General features: G+C 51.1%; 14 protein-coding genes and 1 tRNA gene. 14 read left to right on the top strand and 1 reads right to left on the bottom strand.

What is annotated here, in order from left to right:
- Positions 1–20: 20 nt before the first annotated feature.
- Positions 21–458: a large-conductance mechanosensitive channel protein MscL gene (gene mscL, locus IPP66_02105; GenBank protein ID MBK9924060.1), complete on the bottom strand. Its 438-nt coding sequence runs from the start codon at positions 456–458 to the stop codon at positions 21–23.
- A gap of 307 nt (positions 459–765) precedes the next feature.
- On the opposite strand from mscL, the gene IPP66_02100 reads away from it, so the two are divergent.
- From IPP66_02100 to recO, 14 genes are all read left to right on the top strand, one after another.
- On the top strand, positions 766–1,758 hold the full coding sequence (locus tag IPP66_02100) for an ABC transporter ATP-binding protein (protein ID MBK9924059.1): 993 nt from the start codon (positions 766–768) through the stop codon (positions 1,756–1,758).
- Entirely contained in the window at positions 1,755–2,741 is a 987-nt protein-coding gene (locus IPP66_02095; protein MBK9924058.1) for an ATP-binding cassette domain-containing protein, read from the top strand. The genes IPP66_02100 and IPP66_02095 overlap by 4 nt, the downstream gene beginning before the upstream one ends.
- A 92-nt stretch (positions 2,742–2,833) precedes the next feature.
- A complete protein-coding gene (locus IPP66_02090) occupies positions 2,834–4,894 on the top strand; it encodes a hypothetical protein (GenBank protein ID MBK9924057.1) in 2,061 nt (686 codons plus the stop codon).
- Positions 4,895–5,027: 133 nt separating this feature from the next.
- Positions 5,028–6,092, top strand: coding sequence for an ABC transporter permease (locus tag IPP66_02085; protein ID MBK9924056.1), 1,065 nt, complete (start codon positions 5,028–5,030; stop codon positions 6,090–6,092).
- A 15-nt stretch (positions 6,093–6,107) separates the two neighbouring features.
- Complete coding sequence (locus IPP66_02080) at positions 6,108–7,151, top strand: ABC transporter permease (GenBank protein ID MBK9924055.1); 1,044 nt, start codon at positions 6,108–6,110, stop codon at positions 7,149–7,151.
- Complete coding sequence (locus IPP66_02075) at positions 7,138–7,845, top strand: hypothetical protein (GenBank protein ID MBK9924054.1); 708 nt, start codon at positions 7,138–7,140, stop codon at positions 7,843–7,845. The genes IPP66_02080 and IPP66_02075 overlap by 14 nt, the downstream gene beginning before the upstream one ends.
- 11 nt (positions 7,846–7,856) lie before the next feature.
- Entirely contained in the window at positions 7,857–9,794 is a 1,938-nt protein-coding gene (locus IPP66_02070; GenBank protein MBK9924053.1) for a hypothetical protein, read from the top strand.
- Between the two features lie 130 nt (positions 9,795–9,924).
- Entirely contained in the window at positions 9,925–10,947 is a 1,023-nt protein-coding gene (locus tag IPP66_02065; protein MBK9924052.1) for an ABC transporter ATP-binding protein, read from the top strand.
- A gap of 24 nt (positions 10,948–10,971) precedes the next feature.
- On the top strand, positions 10,972–11,955 hold the full coding sequence (locus tag IPP66_02060) for a dipeptide ABC transporter ATP-binding protein (protein ID MBK9924051.1): 984 nt from the start codon (positions 10,972–10,974) through the stop codon (positions 11,953–11,955).
- A 22-nt stretch (positions 11,956–11,977) separates the two neighbouring features.
- Entirely contained in the window at positions 11,978–13,102 is a 1,125-nt protein-coding gene (locus tag IPP66_02055; protein ID MBK9924050.1) for a response regulator, read from the top strand.
- 27 nt (positions 13,103–13,129) lie between these two features.
- Positions 13,130–13,203 (top strand) — tRNA-Gln (locus tag IPP66_02050).
- 143 nt (positions 13,204–13,346) lie between these two features.
- Complete coding sequence (gene glmU / locus IPP66_02045; GenBank protein MBK9924049.1) at positions 13,347–14,708, top strand: bifunctional UDP-N-acetylglucosamine diphosphorylase/glucosamine-1-phosphate N-acetyltransferase GlmU; 1,362 nt, start codon at positions 13,347–13,349, stop codon at positions 14,706–14,708.
- 45 nt (positions 14,709–14,753) lie between these two features.
- Entirely contained in the window at positions 14,754–15,158 is a 405-nt protein-coding gene (gene cdd, locus IPP66_02040; GenBank protein MBK9924048.1) for a cytidine deaminase, read from the top strand.
- A gap of 57 nt (positions 15,159–15,215) precedes the next feature.
- Positions 15,216–15,980 carry a DNA repair protein RecO gene (gene recO, locus IPP66_02035; GenBank protein ID MBK9924047.1) on the top strand — a complete coding sequence of 255 codons (765 nt, stop codon included), beginning with the start codon at positions 15,216–15,218 and terminating at the stop codon, positions 15,978–15,980.
- The last annotated feature ends 2 nt before the right edge of the window (positions 15,981–15,982 follow it).

The raw sequence follows: 15,982 nt of genomic DNA, 5'->3' as shown, positions 1-15,982 counted from the left end.
TTCCTTGAATGAAGTGGTTTTTAAAGTTGTGATGTGCAGTGTGGGCAACGCGTGGCTTTGATCGAGATCGTGCTAAAGCATTGAGGACATTCTTTTGTTGTCGGTGCGGCAGGCGTCTCAACGGTAGCTGGCTTCTTTAACTTGTTTACAGCTCTTAAGACAAGGAAGATCACCAAAGCAACGATCAGGAAGTCAATCACCGTATTCAAGAAGAGACCGTAATTCACAGTAGCGGCACCGGCGGCTTTGGCAACTTCAAGTGATTCGTATGTTTTCCCATCCAGCGCAATGAACAGGTTGGTGAAGTCCACGCCTCCGAGCAATAGGCCGATAGGTGGCATCAAAACATCATTGACAAATGATGTAACGATCTTCCCAAATGCGCCGCCGATAATAACTGCCACGGCCAGATCAAGCACGTTACCGCGGATAATGAACTCCTTGAATTCCTTTAACATGGATGCCTCCAATGAAAAAATTTCGAACGAAGTTATTCTACCGTTGGGGGAGGGGGCTGTCAACAAAGCATATCTTCGATACGCTCATCAATATTTGCTTTAACAGTTTGTGTTTGAAGATTTTCCCCATTTCCTTAATACCCTACTGGAGTATTGCTTCCTGGCATACCGGGGTACTGTTTTTATAGGTTTAAACTTTAAAAACTTGTCCGTACGGCCCTATCGATGGAGAATGTAGGTATAATTTGTTTGCTTGGTACTTGGAACGAATTCTCTAATTACTCCACTACAAAAGGAATAATGAATAATGCCCGATTTCATCCTTGATGTGCAGGGGCTCGAAACGACTTTTAAAACACCGGATGGCACGGTGCATGCAGTGAACGGAGTTTCATTCGGATTGAAAGAAGGGGAAACACTGGGGGTGGTAGGTGAAAGCGGATGCGGTAAGAGCGTAACCATGCTTTCTGTTTTAGGTTTGGTGCAATCTCCTCCCGGAAAAGTGACTGCAGGGAAGGCTATTTTTGACGGGAAAGATTTGCTTCAAATGGGGAACGAAGAGATTCGTCACATACGTGGCGCACAGATCAGCATGGTTTTTCAAGACCCGATGACATCGCTTAACCCTGTGTTGACAATTGGTCGTCAATTGGAAGAACCGTTGATGTTGCATGTAGGAATGACCAAAAAACAGGCCAGTGACCGTGCTACAGAATTACTGGAGATGGTTGGTATTCCGAAAGCTCGGGAACGACTCGGTGATTATCCCCACCAATATTCAGGCGGTATGCGTCAACGCGTGATGATCGCGATGGCGTTATCTTGTAGCCCACAGATCTTGATCGCAGATGAACCGACCACTGCTTTGGATGTTACCATCCAGGCACAGATCACAGATCTGGTCAAACGTTTGCGCGAAGAACTAGGCATGGCGATCATCTGGATCACACATGACCTTGGCGTTGTCGCTGGTTTAGCCCAGCGCGTACTTGTTATGTACGGTGGCTTTATTATTGAAGAAGCGATGGTGAACGATCTTTATGCAAACCCATCGCATCCTTATACGATCGGTTTGCTGGGTAGCTTGCCTCGTGTGGATGGAACGGAGCGATCCAAGTTGTATTCCATTGAAGGTTTGCCGCCTGTTCTGATGCAGAAACCAACTGCTTGTCCGTTCGCTCCGCGTTGCCGCTGGGCGATGGAGCGTTGCTGGAAGGAAAATCCCGTGCTTGAAAATGTGTCGCCGGAACATCGTGTCGCTTGCTGGGTGGATACCAAGACAGGGAGAAACCGTTCATGAACGCAACAAATCACGATGTCATTCTTCATGTTGAAGAACTTGTCATGCACTTCCCGATCTACCGTGGTGTATTCCAGCGGCAGGTGGGTGCTGTTCACGCTGTAGATGGCGTTTCGTTCGATATAAAACGCGGTGAGACGCTTGGCCTTGTGGGCGAATCCGGTTGTGGTAAATCCACTACTGGCCGCACCATTCTTCAATTATATAAACCCACATCGGGTAAAGTTGTCTTTGAAGGCTCTGACCTGGTATCTCTCAAAAGTGAAGAGATGCGTTGGATGCGCCGTCAGATGCAGATGATCTTTCAGGACCCGTATGCAAGCCTAAATCCAAGAATGACCGTTGGTCAGATCGTTGGTGAACCTTTGATGGTTCATAACGCGGCCAAGGGCAAGGAATTGGATGATTACGTCGAGCATTTGCTTAATTTGGTTAAATTGAATCCTGCGTTTGCCAATCGTTACCCACATGAATTCTCCGGCGGACAACGTCAGCGTATTGGTGTGGCGCGCGCTTTGGCTCTTCAACCATCTCTCATTATTTGTGATGAACCCATTTCTGCTTTGGATGTGTCCATTCAGGCGCAAGTAGTTAACCTTCTTGAGGAATTGCAGGAAGAGTTCAATTTGACGTATCTGTTCATTGCCCATGATCTTTCGATGGTGCGTCATATCAGTAAGCGGGTTGCAGTGATGTATTTGGGTGTGTTGATGGAATTGGCTGATCGCGATGATTTGTATCGTGAGCCTTTGCATCCGTATACACAGGCGCTTCTTTCAGCGGTTCCCATTCCAGATCCACTTGCGGATGCAAGCCGGAAACGAATCATCCTCGAAGGCGATGTGCCTTCTCCGGTGAACCCGCCTTCTGGTTGCCGCTTCCGTACGCGTTGCCCCATTGCCGATAAGATCTGTGCTGAATCGCGCCCCGACTTTAGAGAAGTAAAACCAGGCCATTTTGTGGCCTGTCATATGGTTGCATAATACTTGTAAAGGAGGTGATGTTCCCCCAGAAATGTCATGTAAGTTGTCCACTGTGTCGTATTCAAAATAACTACTTTTGAGGAGAAGAAACAATGCGTAAAATTTTTGCTTTACTTAGCCTCCTGGTTGTCTTCAGCATGATGCTGGCCGCTTGCGGCAGCGCTGCTCCTGCGACCGAGGCCCCCGCCGCAACTGAAGATGTTGCCGCTCCTGTTGCTACCGAAGCTGTAGCGACTGAAGAAGCCGCCCCTTCAGGCCCCACCAGCCCGTACATTGGCTCCGGCCAGTTGGACGGTAATGGTATTCCTTCCGACTTCTTTTCAGATGTCCACATCCGCAAAGCGTTCAGCTATGCGTTCGATTGGGATACCTATATCGCCGACGTTTTGCAGGGTGAAGGTGTTCAAGCCCTCCAGTTGCCGCTCGCTGGTATGCCTGGCTTCGATCTCAATGCCCCTCACTACACCTTCGATCTTGAGAAGGCTGCTGAAGAATTCAAGCTGGCCGACCTCGATCATGACGGCGTAGCCGCTGGCGACGATCCCGAAGGCGATGTTTGGACCACCGGTTTCCGCCTCCAGATGTTGTACAACCAGGGCAATACCACTCGTCAGGCGATTGCCGAAATTTTGGCTTCCAACCTGGCCGAAGTGAACGAACTGTTCTCAGTTGAAATCCTTGGTCTGCCGTGGCCTGCTTATCTCGCTGGTCAACGCGCTGGCTTGATCCCGATCATGACCGCTGGTTGGCAGGAAGATATTCACGATCCCCATAACTGGTACCAACCCTACACCACCGGTTCCTATGGTGGTCGCCAGAACATGCCTGCTGAAATGAAGGAACAATTCAAGGCTTTGTTGGACAAGGGCGTTGCCGAAGTTGATCCCGCCAAACGCGATGCGATCTACAAGGAAATGAATCAGTTGTACTATGACCTGGTTCCAGGCGCTATTCTCACCAGCGGCATCAGCCATGGTTACGAACAGCAATGGGTAGAAGGCCGTATTTACAATCCTATTTTCCCTGGTGATTATTACTACCCCATCACCAAGGCTGCCCCTGCCAAGGATCCCACAACTTTCAACAACGTCACCTATGGTGATATTGAAACCCTCGATCCCGCTCGTGTCTATGACACCGCCAGCGGTGAGATCGTTCAGAACACCTACGAAACCCTCGTGTTCTACGATGGTGGCGCTACCGATAAGTTCGTCCCCATGCTTGCTGAATCCTGGACTGTGTCTGAAGATGGCAAGACCTGGACATTCAACATCCGCAAGGGTGTGAAATTCCACAATGGTGAAGAATTGACCCCCAGCGATGTCGCTTGGTCCTTCCAACGCGGTATCTTGCAAGGTGGTACTTCCTCCCCACAATGGCTCTTGACCGAACCGTTCTTCGGCAACGGCGTGGATGATGTTGCCGCTTTAGTTGATCCTGAAAACGGCAGTGTGTATGATGATCGCGCCGCGATGCAGGCGTTTGATCCCGCCAAGCTCAAGGAAGCTTGCGAAAAGACCAAGGCCGCGATCGTGGCTGACGATGCCGCTGGCACCGTAACCATGACCCTCGCTCAGTCTTGGGGTCCCTTCCTCGCCACCATTGCCCAAACTTGGGGCTCTGTGATGAATCAGAAGTGGGCTGTTGAGAAGGGCGCTTGGGATGGTTCCTGCGATACATGGCAGAACTTCTACACCAACGAGCCTGATGTCAATCAGTTCAACTCGATTGAAAATGGTACTGGTCCGTTCGTTCTTGACCATATCACTCCAGGTGAAGAAATTGTTCTCGTCCGCAATGAAAACTACTGGCGCGAACCTGCCAAGCTCGAACGCGTCAATATCAAGAACGTGAACGAGTGGGGCACCCGCTTCGCCATGTTACAGGCTGGTGATGCCGACATCGTAACTGTGAATCCTGAAGATCAACCTCAGGCTGACAAGTTAGTCGGTGAGGTCCGCTTCTTCAACGAAGAAACGAACTCGTATGATCCTGCCAAGAAATTGTGCTCGATCGACGAAGCCCAAACTGGCGTTGCGAAGTTCATCGCTTGTGAAGGTAGCGAAGCCGGTACCGGCGGCGCCCTGCGCTTGCTGATCGGCCGCCCGAGCATCGTCAAGGCCGTGATCATCTACAACTTCACGATCAAATAATAAGTTTCGTTTTTAGATAGTTAGGTGCGGGGAGCAATTTGCTCCCCGCACCTTCTAAAGATGTCTTGTCGTGCCGGGTGAATTGAATTGAAATTCAGTGCACCCCGCAAGACAAAACCTTTGAGGTGAAATAATGCTTACGTATATCATAAGGCGTTTGTTATTGGTTCCCTTATTGTTGTTCGGGGTAACAGTTTTGATCTTCGCCATGTTGCAAGTGTTGAGCCCAATCGAACGTTCTGCTTTATATGTTCGTGATGTGCCAAAGAACGACAAACAGATCGAAGGGATTATCAAGAAATACAAACTTGACCGCCCCTTGTACGAACAATATTGGCTTTGGTTGACCGGCACTGTGGATTCCGCCACTGGAAAAAGAACAGGCGGCATTCTGTATGGAGACTTTGGCTATTCTCGTACCACATCACAGCCAGTTTCAGATTTGATCAGTCATCGCTTCCCCAATACGCTGGATTTGACTCTCTGGGCTGTTGGTCCAGTGATCCTGGTAGGGATCTGGCTGGGGGTACAAGCCGCTGTTCATCAGAATAGCATTATCGATCAGGCGGCTCGTGTCTTTAGTATTGTTGGAACATCCTTCCCGACCTTTGTATTTGGCCTGTTGATGTTGATGTTCTTTTACGTGAACTTGCAATGGTTCCCACCTGGGAAGATATCGGACTGGGCAAATGTAATCGTACGAAGCGAAGAGTTCCACAGCTATACATCGTTATTAACCATTGATGCCTTGCTCAACGGACGTTTCGATATCTTTATCGATGCCCTTCGCCATATGTTCATGCCGATCTTGACGCTTTCCTACATTAGTTGGGCAACCTTCCTGCGTGTAACGCGCTCCTCAATGCTCGAAACGTTGCGTATGGAATATGTCACAACGGCGCGTGCCAAGGGCTTGCCAGAGCGGGATGTCATTTTCAAGCATGCCCAACCTAATGCCATGATCTCGGTTGTCACATTGGCTGGCTTTACAGTGGTTGGCCTGTTGGGCGGTGTGGTCATTACCGAGACCGTCTTCAACTATCCGGGCATCGGGCAGGCCGCGGCTGAAGCTGCCGCGCGGTTGGATGTGGTTACAACTTTGGGTTTCGCCCTCTTCAACGGCTTTATCTTAATTGTTGCCAACCTGGTCGTTGATGTTTTGTACGCAGTGGTAGACCCACGCGTTCGCCTTTCGTAATAAAGGAGCTTTATCATGTCAGAAACTACCGCCCCCACTGGCGATAATAATCTCTTGCGCGAGACAGTAGCTGTACGCGAGATCGGTCGTTTGGAACGCTTTCTTGGCCCCGAAAACTATCGTATCGTCAGAGGTTTACTTAAGACACCGGCTTCGATCGCGGGCTTTATCCTGATCACGTTCTTTATATTGATCGCTCTTGCCGCTCCGTTGATCGCCCCTCCTGTCAACCCTAACGACCCTTACAAGATTCCTCGTGACGGGTTCAAATCGGAACCACAGCCGATGGGTTCTCCATGGAAGACTAAAGCCCCGCCTCTGCCATTCTGGTGGAAGACAGTCATGGGGACCGAGAAATGGGTGCATATCATGGGAACATCCCAAGGCCAGTATGATGTGTTCTACGGGGTTATATGGGGCACACGTACGGCTTTCCGCACCGGCTTGATCGTTACCATTACCACTTTCCTGATCGGTATTATCATCGGCTCCGTCTCAGCCTATTATGGCGGTGCCGTGGATAATATCATCATGCGTATCGTGGATATTTTCCTCACCTTACCATTCATCCTTGCGGCCTTGATCCTGGCCACCATTCTCACACCTAGGATAGGAAAGAGTTTGTATCCAGCTGTCATTGCCTTGATAGCGTTCGGGTGGATGGGATACGCCCGCATCATTCGCGGCGATATCCTTTCCATCAAGGAACGCGACTATGTAATGGCGGCCCGTGTGATCGGCGTGAAAGATAGCCGTATCCTCTTCCGTCACATCATACCGAACGCGATCTTCCCAACCCTCGTGCTGGCTTCACTTGCAGTGGGTGACGTGGTGCTATCGTTTGCGGCGCTATCGTTCCTCGGTATCGGCACAGATGTAGGGTATGCCGATTGGGGACAAGTGCTTTCCTTCGCTCGCAACTGGATCACCAGCCTCAGCACCTATTGGTACATCATCGTCTGGCCGGGTCTGGCCCTCGTGTTGTATGTGATGGGCTTCAACCTTGTTGGTGATGCGCTTCGCGATGTGCTCGATCCGCGTATGCGTGGCAAATCGTAGGTCTGTGCGCGCCAGATCGCTTTTTAGTTTTGTATTGATACCTGTTGGACTAGCCCTGCTTTTGGCAGGGCTAGTCTTCGATATGGGAACAGCGGCTCCTCCCTCGTCTCAGCCTGCCATGGCCACCCCCGATCGACTCATCAAACCGACATTGCCTGCATCTCCCTCGCAGGCGGATATTGGCGCACAGGTGTATTGGCTATCGTGCCTGCCCTGTCATGGCGATAAGGGACAAGGGTTGACCGATGAGTTTCGCGCGGTCTACCCGGCAGAAGACCAGAACTGTTGGAAGAGTGGATGCCACGGCAAGCGACCCTATGAAGATGGTTTCACTATCCCCACGGCTATTCCGGCTGTGATCGGTTTCGAGTCTATTAGCAAGTTTCCCAGCGCGGCACAACTGAATGCCTATATTCGTGTGGCGATGCCGTTTTGGAAACCCGGCAGTTTGACAGAAGACGAATCCTGGCAAGTGACGGCTTTTATTTTGCGCGAAAGCGGATTATGGAAAGGTGATGTTGTATTGAACGAAGCAAATGCGGCTGAAGTGAAGATCATGCCTGTAACGCCTCATCAAACTCAGGTCCAGAAAAGAGGCGGGGGAGATATATGGCTGTTGGGGATTGGTGGTGTGTCCATCCTGTTTCTTGTGTTCCTCGTCCTCAAAAAAATCCAAAATAAGGCTACAATCTAGAGGGAGGCTTTATGAAGATTCGAATTGTTTGTTCGTTGATATTGTTCGTTCTGATCCTTTCGGCGTGTAGTTTGCAGGCCACGGAGACCCCTGCCGTGGTGGATGTGCCTACCAAGGCGCCCACGCCTCTTCCTACAGCGACGCCTGCTCCCCGTTCACTGACAGTTTGTCTTGGTGCCGAGCCGTCTACGTTGTATCTGTATGGCGGGTTGAATTCAGCCGGTCGTAGTGTTCTTTCAGCTGTGTATGATGGGCCGATCGATGTGGCGGGCTATGAATATCAGCCGGTCATTCTCGAAAAAATACCCAATCTTGCGGATGGCGATGCGCAAGTCAACCCGGTGACCGTGAAAGCCGGTGACTTTGTTGTGGATGCAACTGGCGCAGTTGTGTCGCTCGCCGCAGGGACTCGTGTGCGCCCCAGCACTTGTCGCAATGATAGCTGTGCTGTTACCTATGATGGTTCGAGCAGTCTTCAAATGGATCAGATGACCGTTACCTTTGTAATGCTTGAAGGACTCACCTGGTCTGACGGCGAACCGTTGACTGCGAAAGACTCGGTCTATTCATTCCAACTTGCATCAGACGAAAACACACCGACCAGCAAATATCTGACAGACCGCACGCAGATCTATGAAGCCGCCGCCGACAATGTGACCGTTCAATGGTGGGGTATTCCCGGTTTCATTGACGCTGATTACTACACTAATTTCTGGGCACCCTTGCCGCAACATGCATGGGAACAATTCTCCTCAACTGACCTTCTCACAGTGGACGTCTCCTCACGTGCTCCGCTCGGATGGGGGCCATATATCATTGACGACTGGAAGCCCGGTGAAAAAATTCACCTTGTCAAGAACCTGAATTACTTCCGCGCCGATAGCGGACTTCCCAAATTCGATGAGTTGACCTATCTCTTCATGCCCGACGCGAATACAGCCATGACCGCCCTCGTAGATGGGACTTGTGATGTGCTTGATCCTTCCATCAACCTCGATGGGCAGGTTTCTTTGTTGCAACAAATGCAGAAGGATGGGCAAGCCAGTTTGATCACAGCCCAAACCAACACCATGGAATGGCTCGGCTTGGGTATCGTCCCTGCCTCATATGATGATGGATACAACTCCACTGGTTTCAATGCCGATCGCCCCGATATTTTCGGCGATGCACGCACACGTAAGGCTGTTGCCTACTGTCTTGACCGCCAGAAAGTGGTGGATACAGTTCTCTTCGGTCTTTCCAAAGTGCCTGATGATTATCTACCTCTCGATCATCCATTGCACAACGGCAATATCCAAATCTATGCATTCGACCCCGCCTCCGGCAACCAGATCCTTGAACAAGTCGGTTGGATCGATCACGATAACAACCCGTCCACACCACGTCAATCGCTTGGCGTTTCAAAAGTTCCCAGCGGCGTACCTCTCGTGTTGAACTACATTACAACCTCTGCCACACAACGCAGGCAGGTGGTTGAGATCTTCACGCAGTCATTGGCAGAATGTGGAATTGGCTTGAACCCGGTCTATCTCACGGCTTCTGATCTTTACGCACAAGGCCCGGCCGGTCCTCTCTTTGGCCGCCAATTTGATCTTGCCGAGTACGCCATCAGCGTCACCACGACAGAACCGCAATGCAGTTGGTTCACCACCGCGCAGACGCCCAAAGCCTCCAACAATTGGGTTGGCGTCAACGTCAGCGGCTTCTCCAATCCCGAGTTTGACGCCGCATGTACGCAGGCGCTCCAGGTTCTGCCGAACGAGCCTGAGTACACATCGCATCAACAAGCGCAATCCATCTTTGCATCCGAGATCCCGTCGATTCCGCTTTATATGCGTCTCCGAATTGCAGCGGCCCGCACCGGCTTTTGTGGATTCGATTTGGATGCTTCCTCACAATACGCTCTGGCGGACTTGGAATTATTCGACTACGGAAGCACCTGCCAGTAACATGCACGCTTCCTGTCAACCCGACGCCTGATTCTGTTTCGAGCAACATCGCCTCCCCGAAAGCGGGAGGCGGTGCCCTTCGTAAAAACTTTGCTATAATGCGTTCACTAACGAACATGGAGCATTTGAATTGACCAGTAACGATAAACCCTTGTTAGAAGTCAAAGGTCTTAAAACATACTTCTACACCGAAGAAGGTGTAGTCCGTGCTGTAGATGGTGTGGACTTTGAAGTGTATCCCGGAGAAGTGTTGGGGATCGTCGGCGAATCTGGGTGTGGCAAAAGTGTCACGTCCCTTTCGATCATGCGCCTCATCTCAAAGCCCGGTCGGGTAGATGCAGGTGAGATCCTTCTCGATGGCGAAGACCTGTTGAAATTCCCTGAAGATGAAATGATCAAGGTGCGTGGCAATCGTATCTCCATGATCTTCCAGCAACCACAAACTGCACTGAACCCGGTTTTCAAAGTGGGCGAACAATTGGCCGAAGTATTGGACGTCCATCAAGGGCTTGGCCGTGAAGCTGGCTGGCAACGTGCTATCAACCTGCTCAAAATGGTTGGCGTGCCCGATCCCGAACGCCGCGTGGAAGCATATCCGCATGAGCTTTCCGGTGGTATGGCACAGCGTGTGATGATTGCCATGGCTTTGGCATGTGTCCCTGAACTTTTGATCGCAGATGAACCCACCACCGCCCTCGATGTGACCATTCAAGCACAGATCCTTGATCTGATGCGCGATATGCGCAAGGAAATGAACACCTCCGTCATTCTCATTACACACGATCTGGGTGTGGTGGCTGAGATGGCTGAGCGTGTTGCGGTGATGTATGCAGGCGAGATCGTCGAACAGACCGATGTCAATTCACTCTTTGATGAACCAATGCATCCCTACACACAGGGGCTGATCGGTTCCATTCCCATTCTTGGTGAGATCAAAGAACGACTGGATGTGATCCCCGGTTCTGTGCCTAATCTCGTCAACCTCCCGCCCGGATGTCGGTTCGCACCGCGTTGTCAGGCACGTTTGAAACATGCCCTGACCATCTGCACCGAACAGAAGCCGGAACTCACAGAAGTAAAGACCGCACACAAAGTGCGTTGTTGGTTGTATCAAGATGCGGAGGGACATACTCCTCCGTTAAAGGTCAATTAGTTATCCCCTCATTGGAGCATGCGAATGGAAAATAACAATAAAGGGGATGTTCTCGTTGAAGTAAAAAATCTGGTCAAGTATTTCCCGGTGCGTGCTGGCCTGCTTCAACGTGTGGTTAATCAGGTCAAGGCATTGGACGATGTGTCTTTTGTCGTACGCAAAGGCGAGACGCTTGGCTTGGTAGGGGAATCTGGTTGTGGCAAAACGACAGTAGGGCGTACCATGCTCCGCTTGATCGAACCAACATCAGGGACGGCAACCTTCCGTGGAAACAACATCTTCTCCATGAGTCCTTCCGAGTTGAAGTTGGCCCGTCGCGAAATGCAGATCATCTTCCAGGATCCGTATGCATCTCTCGACCCGCGCGTGCCGATTGGCGAATCCATTATGGAAGGGTTGCACATTCACAAAGTGGGCACGCCGAAAGAACGTGTGGACATCATGATCGAGACGATGAAGAAGGTGGGCCTTGAAGATTATCATGCCCGCCGCTATCCACATGAATTCTCCGGTGGTCAACGTCAACGCATCGGCATTGCTCGTGCATTGGCTTTGCGCCCCAGCTTTATCGTTTGTGATGAACCGGTCTCTGCGTTGGATGTATCCATCCAGTCACAGGTGTTGAATATCCTAAAAGACCTGCAGGGAGAGTTCGGCCTCACGTATTTGTTCATTGCACATAATCTCTCTGTAGTCGAACATGTGTCAGACCGCGTAGCAGTGATGTATCTTGGCAAAATGGTTGAGTTGACCACACGCGAGGAACTTTTCCGTAATCCTTTACATCCATACACCAAGGCTTTGATGTCTGCCATCCCTGTTCCGAACCCGCGCCTCAAGAGACAGCGCGTCATTTTGAAAGGTGATGTACCCAGCCCTTTGAATCCTCCGAAAGGGTGTCGCTTTCATCCCCGTTGCCCGGTGGCAATAGAGAAGTGTTCGCAGGAGGAGCCTGTGTTCAAGGAAGCTAACCCGGAACACTGGGTTGCTTGCTGGTTGGCAGAGTAAAAAGTGATAAGATAGGCCATATATGACCGCTCCTTGCGTACTCCTTGTTGACGATCAACGCGACATTGTCCGCCTGCTCCATTCCACGTTGCAAACGTTGGGGCACACACTGGATATTGTCGATGCACCCTCGGGTGAAGAAGCTTTACTTGAAGCCTCTCGCCGCAAGGTAGATTTGCTTGTGGCAGATTATCTTCTGCCGGGCATTTCAGGTGTTGAATTGATGCGCAAGATCAAGGTACGCAACCCGGATATGAAGGTGATCTTCATCTCCGGTATGACGGAACGTAAGGCGCGCGATGAAATGCTGAGCGCTGGTGCTGTGGCCATATTTGATAAGCCCATTCCGCTGGCTGATTTCCTGGATGCCGTGGAACGCTCTCTTGGATTGGTGCGTACGATCTTCCCGATGGAAACCAGCAAAGATGCTGAAGTACAACGCCAATCGCTTTCTGAGTTGTTGGGTGGTTTCCGACAGAAGATCAAGGCAGATGCGGTTTTCCTCATCAATGATCGTGGACGTGTCCTTGCGCGTGCCGGTGACTTGTACGATAGCAGTATGGAAGTTTCACTGCTTGCGGCATTAATGGGAATTTATTCCGCCGCGTTCAAGGTTTCTCGTATTATTCGTCAGGAACATATGGAGAACTATCACGTCTTCCGTGGTGGCGATCATGATCTGCTTCTGATCCCTGTAGATAGTTCACATGCTTTATTGTTGGCTGGTAAAGGTCTTGCCAACTCAGATCGCATTATGCAAACGGTGGAAGGTATGTTGTTCGTGCGTGGCGATGTGGAGAATGTATTGAAGTCGCTTGGGGTGACGACCATGCCCGATGCCGCTGAATCAGGTGTCTCTGAGGGTGAAGCGGGCGAGTCCATGCCTATCCAATCATTTATTGAAGAAGTGCCCGAGCCTGAACCGGAAGTGGATGTCGATGCATTGTTTGCCGCCGCGAGCGAACAGAAGACCATTACAGACTTGGACGCCTTCTGGGATAACGCGGTCGAGAAAACAGGCAACCTTCCGATCAACCCAGATGTGATCACATTTGCTGATGCGCAAAAATTAGGCTTGAAGCCGGGCGAAGCACCCCTCAAGACGACAGGCTCATTACGACCTACGGGTTCCTTGAAGAAGAAATAATTTCTTATGATACAATAGCGGCCGTACAGGGGCGTGGTGCAAGGGCAGCACACCAGCCTTTGGAGCTGTGGATCTTGGTTCGAATCCAGGCGCCCCTGCCAATTTCCCGCAAATGCGGGGCTTCTTTTCTAAAACAGGCTTCGCACCACGGAAGCCTGTTTTATATTTCCCCCTCCGTCACTTCGTGACACCTCCCGCATTTTCCATAGGAAAATGGGGAGGCAGGGTGGGGGCAGGAGATGATATGAAAGTCACTGCAGTTTTATTGGCCGCGGGTCAGGGCACCCGCATGAAATCCAACCTCCCCAAGGTTTTACATCCCTTATGTGGCAAATCTATGTTGTGGCACGTGCTCACAGCGTTGAAGCAAGTGACCACCGAGAAACCCGTTGTCGTTGTTGGCCATGGCGCGGAGGAAGTGACGAAGTACCTCGCTGATTCCGCAGAGACCGTTTTACAAGAACCGCAACTCGGCACGGGACATGCGGCCATGCAGGCTGAGTCTCTGCTCAAAGGCAAAACGGACATGGTCATCGTAACATATGCCGACATGCCGTTGTTGCGTGGTGAAACATTCAAGCGCCTCGTGGAGACCCAACGCCTCAATTCTGGACCTTTTAGCCTGCTCACCGTCCGAGCAGATGACCCTCGTGGCTTTGGGCGCATCGTCCGAAAAGTGGATGGGACAGTGGAAGCCATTGTCGAGGAATACGTTGCCACACCGGAACAACAACTGATTAAAGAGTTGAACGTCGGTGCGTATTGTTTCAACGCCGCATGGTTGTGGGATGCGTTGAAACGCATTGAAAAGAATCCCAAAAAGGGCGAGTATTATCTAACAGATGTGGTCGAGATCGCCGTGAAAGACGGTCTGCCTGTTCAAGCGGTTGTGCATGATGACTTTGTCGAAACCATCGGTATCAACACACGTGTACATCTCAGCGAAGCAGAAGCCGCCATGCGGATGCGTATCAATCGCGAACACATGTTGAACGGCGTAAGTATGACCGACCCTGCCTCGACTTATATAGAAACAAGTGTAGTCATCGGAAAAGATACAACAATCCTGCCAAATACATACATTCACGGCAATACTGTTATCGGCGAAGGGAATGTGATCGGACCGAACTCGATCATCCGCGATACGACCATTGGAAACGGATGCAAGATACTCGCCTCTGTGCTGGAAGGGGCGATACTGGAAGATGATGTGGATATGGGGCCGTTTGCGCGACTACGGAAGGGTGCGCACTTGAAGAGTCACGTCCACATGGGGAACTTCGGTGAAGTGAAAGATTCGGTTCTTCATGAAGGTGTAAAGATGGGGCACTTCTCCTACATCGGCAACGCGGACATTGGCGCGAACACGAATATCGGTGCAGGCACGATCACATGCAATTACGACGGCGAGAAGAAACATCCCACCATCATTGGCGAAGATGTGTTCATCGGTTCGGACACTATGTTGGTGGCCCCGTTGACCTTGGGAGATGGTGCTCGCACCGGTGCAGGTGCGATCGTGACCAAGAACGTCCCTGACGATACGCTTGTAGTTGGTATGCCCGCTCGTGCGATCAAAAAGTTGGAAAGAAAGAATAAAAACTAGCGTCATTGCGAGGGCGACAGCCCGAAGCAATGACAGGCGGTAACCATGACCCTTACCAAACAGGAAAAACAGGACCTCGTTGACCTTGCGAACACAGCTCGTCAACGTGCCTACGTTCCATATTCGAATTATCCAGTCGGTTCGGCGCTCCGCACCAAAACGGGACGCATCTTTACCGGCGTCAACGTGGAGAACGCCGCGTACCCACAAACCATGTGCGCCGAGCGGGTCGCCATCTTCAAAGCCGTTTCCGAAGGCGAAAAAGAATTTGAAGTTATCACTGTAGTTACGAACAACGGTGGTTCGCCCTGTGGTGGATGCCGCCAAGTGATGGCGGAGTTCGGCCTTGATACCATTGTCGTTCTAGCGGATGGAACAGGGAAGATTACCCTGGAAACAACAGTTAGCGAACTTTTACCGGGTGCGTTCACGCCGGAGAAGTTAAAGTAGGGGCAGGGTCTCCCTGCCCACTAGGGCGAGAAGACCTCGCCCCTACAGAAGAACCCCATGCCTGAAAACAAATTCCGTTCTTTTCGTGTGGATGCCGTTGTGCTCCGCCATAGTGACTATGGCGAAGCCGACCGATTGTTGACCCTGTACACGCGTCAACTCGGGAAGGCGCGCGCCATCGCGAAAGGTGCACGCAAGATCGCCTCACGCAAGGCCGGGCATGTCGAACCGTTCACACATGTCCGCTTACAGCTGGCAAAGGGACGCGACACCTTGATCGTCACACAAGCTGATACCGTGGATGCATATTTGTCCCTACGCGATGACCTTGTTCTCACGAGCCAAGCCGCGTATGTGATGGAGTTGCTGGATCGTTTCACCTACGAAGATGAGACCGAGAATGGAGCTATCTTCCGTCTGCTGACAGAGACTCTCTCCCGCCTCGCTTCAGGCTCTGACCCGTGGCTGGCCATCCGTTACTATGAGATTCGTCTGCTCGACCATCTTGGCTTTCGTCCGCAACTTTTCGAATGCGCCAATTGTGGACGTGAGATCAAAGCCGAAGATCAATTCTTCTCGTTTAGCGCGGGTGGAGCCATTTGTCCAAGATGTGGACATGGACTTCCCAACCTAAAGAACATCTCACTGGATATGCTCAAGTACCTGCGCCATTTTCAAAGATCGAGCTACGCAGATGCCTCTCGTGCACGGCCCAGCCCCGAGGTCCAGAAAGAGGCGGAAGTCCTGATGCAGGGATATTTCACTTATTTGTTGGAACGTGAGTTGAATACCCCGGGCTTTTTGAAGAAAATAAAAGAGTAGTG

The sequence above is a fragment of the Candidatus Defluviilinea proxima genome, assembly GCA_016721115.1.
In the GTDB taxonomy this organism is placed as follows: domain Bacteria; phylum Chloroflexota; class Anaerolineae; order Anaerolineales; family Villigracilaceae; genus Defluviilinea; species Defluviilinea proxima.
This window is presented reverse-complemented; position numbering and strand designations above follow the sequence as displayed.

Bases quoted from the DNA above. Each gene is read 5' to 3' on its own strand.
- IPP66_02070 (MBK9924053.1), top strand. From the start codon at position 7,857: ATGAAGATTCGAATTGTTTGTTCGTTGATATTGTTCGTTCTGATCCTT.
- IPP66_02090 (MBK9924057.1), top strand. From the start codon at position 2,834: ATGCGTAAAATTTTTGCTTTACTTAGCCTCCTGGTTGTCTTCAGCATG.
- cdd (MBK9924048.1), top strand. From the start codon at position 14,754: ATGACCCTTACCAAACAGGAAAAACAGGACCTCGTTGACCTTGCGAAC.
- IPP66_02100 (MBK9924059.1), top strand. From the start codon at position 766: ATGCCCGATTTCATCCTTGATGTGCAGGGGCTCGAAACGACTTTTAAA.
- IPP66_02095 (MBK9924058.1), top strand. From the start codon at position 1,755: ATGAACGCAACAAATCACGATGTCATTCTTCATGTTGAAGAACTTGTC.
- IPP66_02060 (MBK9924051.1), top strand. From the start codon at position 10,972: ATGGAAAATAACAATAAAGGGGATGTTCTCGTTGAAGTAAAAAATCTG.
- IPP66_02085 (MBK9924056.1), top strand. From the start codon at position 5,028: ATGCTTACGTATATCATAAGGCGTTTGTTATTGGTTCCCTTATTGTTG.
- IPP66_02080 (MBK9924055.1), top strand. From the start codon at position 6,108: ATGTCAGAAACTACCGCCCCCACTGGCGATAATAATCTCTTGCGCGAG.
- glmU (MBK9924049.1), top strand. From the start codon at position 13,347: ATGAAAGTCACTGCAGTTTTATTGGCCGCGGGTCAGGGCACCCGCATG.
- recO (MBK9924047.1), top strand. From the start codon at position 15,216: ATGCCTGAAAACAAATTCCGTTCTTTTCGTGTGGATGCCGTTGTGCTC.
- IPP66_02055 (MBK9924050.1), top strand. From the start codon at position 11,978: ATGACCGCTCCTTGCGTACTCCTTGTTGACGATCAACGCGACATTGTC.
- mscL (MBK9924060.1), bottom strand. From the start codon at position 458: ATGTTAAAGGAATTCAAGGAGTTCATTATCCGCGGTAACGTGCTTGAT.